2 protein-coding genes are annotated in these 2715 nt (G+C 45.8%); one reads left to right on the plus strand and one right to left on the minus strand.

What is annotated here, in order from left to right; all coding sequences use genetic code 11:
• Positions 1–1776, plus strand: a 1776-nt coding sequence (locus ACLR2L_RS19830; RefSeq protein WP_413370703.1) for a response regulator, incomplete at its 5' end; no start/stop codon positions are given.
• Here ACLR2L_RS19830 and ACLR2L_RS19835 read toward each other — a convergent pair.
• Positions 1773–2715, minus strand: a 943-nt coding sequence (locus tag ACLR2L_RS19835) for a mechanosensitive ion channel family protein (RefSeq protein ID WP_413370705.1), incomplete at its 5' end; no start/stop codon positions are given. The genes ACLR2L_RS19830 and ACLR2L_RS19835 overlap by 4 nt on opposite strands.

Here is a 2715-nt window from a genome sequence, read left to right on the forward strand (position 1 = left end):
AAAACAAACGCAAGTCAGGCGCTGAATGCCTGGTACCAAATGAATCAGGCTGCTAACTTGTTTTTGAGTCAACGCCAGTTTCAGCAGCGCAGGGCTGTGGTAAATGCACTGGGTACACTGCAACAAAACATTGAACAGTTTTCCGAATCGTTCACACGCAGGCATCAGTCAGAACTCGTCATGCTTACCGAACTGGGCGAGCAGTTTCAGAGTGATTTTGCGCAGAGTGTACAGGCTAATCGCAATTATTTATCGCTGGTGAATGTTGTAATGGCGGGTGATGCCGTGGAATTTACCATTCAGGCCAACAAGTTGCGTGAGCGATCGCTGGCCTTACTCGATGAAATCAAACGGCAGGGGGAAGATGCCGTATCGGTTACCCACCGTCTTATTCAGCTCTCAGTGGTAATCGGCTTAACTCTGTTTATTATTTTTGGGTTATTTTTCCATATCCACATTACCAACGCGATTAAACGGTTAACCGAGTCGTTTCAATCGTTCCGTTCGGGCGATTTGGCTGCTCCCATTCACGATACTCATCGCGTGGACGAAATCGGACTGCTGGCTGGGGCCGCGCAGCAATTTCGTGAAGTGAGTGAAGATTTACTCAAGGCCAAAAAAGAAGCGGAGAATACATCAAAAATTAAGTCTGAGTTTCTGGCCAATATGAGCCATGAAATTCGAACTCCCATGAATGGCATTCTCGGCATGGTGGGTTTGCTGTCGAAAACCAAACTGGCCACTGAGCAAAAAGAAATGCTCGATATCATTGACTCATCAGGTAAAAGTTTACTGGTGATTTTGAACGATATTCTCGACTTCAGCAAAATTGACTCGGGCAAAATCCAGTTGGAGCATGCACCATTTGATTTGTACAAGATGATTATCGAGCTGAATCATTTATTCAATCCGCTGGCAAAAGAAAAGGGGATCGGTTTTTCGGTACCCCGGCTCGATACCTTGCCACGTCAATATTTCATGGGGGACGTAACCCGCATAAAACAGGTGTTAATTAACCTGTTAAGCAATGCGGTAAAGTTCACTTCAAAGGGGCAGGTAAACTTGTTCATTACGCAACAAGCCAATGTTCCTGATGACGACTTGAATTGCACAATTACATTTGCGGTTTCAGATACCGGCATAGGTATTCAGAAGGATCAATTGTCGTCTTTGTTTGATGCATTTTCACAGGCGGATTCGTCGATTACCCGTCGTTTTGGTGGAACCGGGCTTGGGCTGAGTATTTCAAATAAACTGTTAATGCTAATGGGGGCAAAGCTTGCTGTAGACAGCACACCTGGACAGGGGTCGAGTTTCACGTTTGATTTAACTCTGCCAGTTGCAACAGTGCACAGCCGACTGGATCACAATAAAGTAATACAAGTCTCATTCAGACAGGACGGTAGTCAGCGCGTACTCATAGCGGAAGACAATGAAATAAATCAATTGGTTGTTAAAGCAATGCTTCGCAATCTTGGCTTTACCAATGTGGCTTTGGCCAATAATGGCAAGGAAGCAGTTGATTTTTGCAAAGTGAATCACGTCGATATTATTTTCATGGATATGCAAATGCCAGAGATGGATGGGCTGGAAGCCACGCGTCAAATCAGGTTGTTACCGCTATTCAGGCGTACACCTATTATTGCGTTAACTGCCAATGTGATGCCTGAAGACAGCGCAGCCTGCTTTGCTGCTGGTATGACACACTTTCTAACCAAACCCATAGACGAAGCGGCTTTCACTAAAGTGCTTAATTCAATTATGTCGCAGCCTTAGTCGCTCTGCTGCGGGGAGATGTTGGGCGCTACTGTGGTCTCTTCAGGTTGCACTGGTGCCGCCAACGCAGCTAAAGCCAGCCTGAGTGCATCTTTGCGTGCTTTTAATTGGTTTTTTGTTTCGCTATCGGCCTGTGACATCTGCGTTTGAATTTCAGCTAATTCAGCTTCAATTGACATCTTGTCGCGCTGAACCGATTCCGCTTCCTCTGCCTTATCAAAAATCATTTCTTCAGGTAAGGCCGAGTCAGTTGTTTGAGCCTTGGAAACTTTCTTGCGAGCAGGGATCATTACTCTTCCATCTGGTTGAGGGCGCGAATTCACAAACGTGGGTGAAACAATTTCAATGCCGGCATGATGCAGATTATCAAGCACGGCTTTATGCAGCTTCGAACGTGCGCTTAGCAGGCTTTTTACATCGGTAAGTAATCCGGCAACGCGATAGGTAACGGAGAAATCGCCAAGGCTGATCACTTGCACAAAAGGTTCTTCCAGGCCTGCGTCAGTGCCAGCTTTTAATAAGTGCTTTTCAACGGTACTGTGGTGAAGTTCGTAGCCCAGGCTTAAATCCACGGAGACAATGGCGCCAGAGGAACGCACTACTGTTACAGGGCTATTAATTAAAATGGTATTGGCGAAGGCAATTAATTCGCGGGTTTCAGTTTGAATTTCCGTTTCGAGTAAGCCCATTTCTGCTACCCGGCCAGAAAATCCATTCACTCTCACAAAATCGCCAATCCGAAATGGCTTATTAAATCGCAGTACCAGGCCAGCCATTACATTTGACACGATAGTGGTAGAGGAAAACGCAATGACACCGGAAAGTAAAATACCAATCAGCGCAAGGATTTGATTTTGGATAGCTTCACTTAATGGCAGCGACAGAACAAAGGCAATCACACTCACCAGTGTCAGCAATAGCATAATCAACTGGCGCGGC

Origin of the sequence: Alteromonas sp. AMM-1 (genome assembly GCF_047290655.1) — a bacterium.
Lineage (GTDB): Bacteria > Pseudomonadota > Gammaproteobacteria > Enterobacterales > Alteromonadaceae > Alteromonas > Alteromonas mangrovi.